Annotated in this window: 1 protein-coding gene; it reads left to right on the forward strand. The window is 55.8% G+C overall.

All coding sequences use genetic code 11. The features are described from left to right. The coding region (locus tag MRBLMR1_RS29145; protein ID WP_500067081.1) for an IS5 family transposase at positions 1–428 on the forward strand (428 nt) is incomplete at its 5' end.

Below are 428 nucleotides of genomic sequence, written 5' to 3' on the forward strand. Positions count from 1 at the left end.
GACGTTCGCGTGGCGGCCTGACAACCAAGATCCACGCACTTGTCGATGCCGATGGTTTGCCGGTTCGCCTGGAATTAACCGCAGGTCAGGCTGCTGATGCCCCCATGGCTGAAAAGCTGCTGAGCGACGTTCAGCCCGGAGCAACGATCCTTGCCGACAAGGCATATGACACCGATGCCATTCGTCACTTTGCCAAACAACGCAGGTGTTGGGCCAACATCCCCGCAAAGACCAACCGCAAAAAGACATTCAGCTTCAGTCGATGGGTCTACCGTCAGCGCAATCAGGTAGAACGCTTCTTCAATCGCATCAAACAGATGCGGGGCTTGGCAACCCGATACGACAGACGTGCCGACAACTATCTCGCCGCCCTCAAACTTGCAGCGACAAGGATATGGATCGCATCAGCTAATGAGTCCGCGTCCTAG

The sequence above is a fragment of the Neorhizobium sp. LMR1-1-1.1 genome (assembly GCF_040675795.1).
Taxonomy (GTDB): Bacteria; Pseudomonadota; Alphaproteobacteria; order Rhizobiales; family Rhizobiaceae; genus Neorhizobium; species Neorhizobium cellulosilyticum.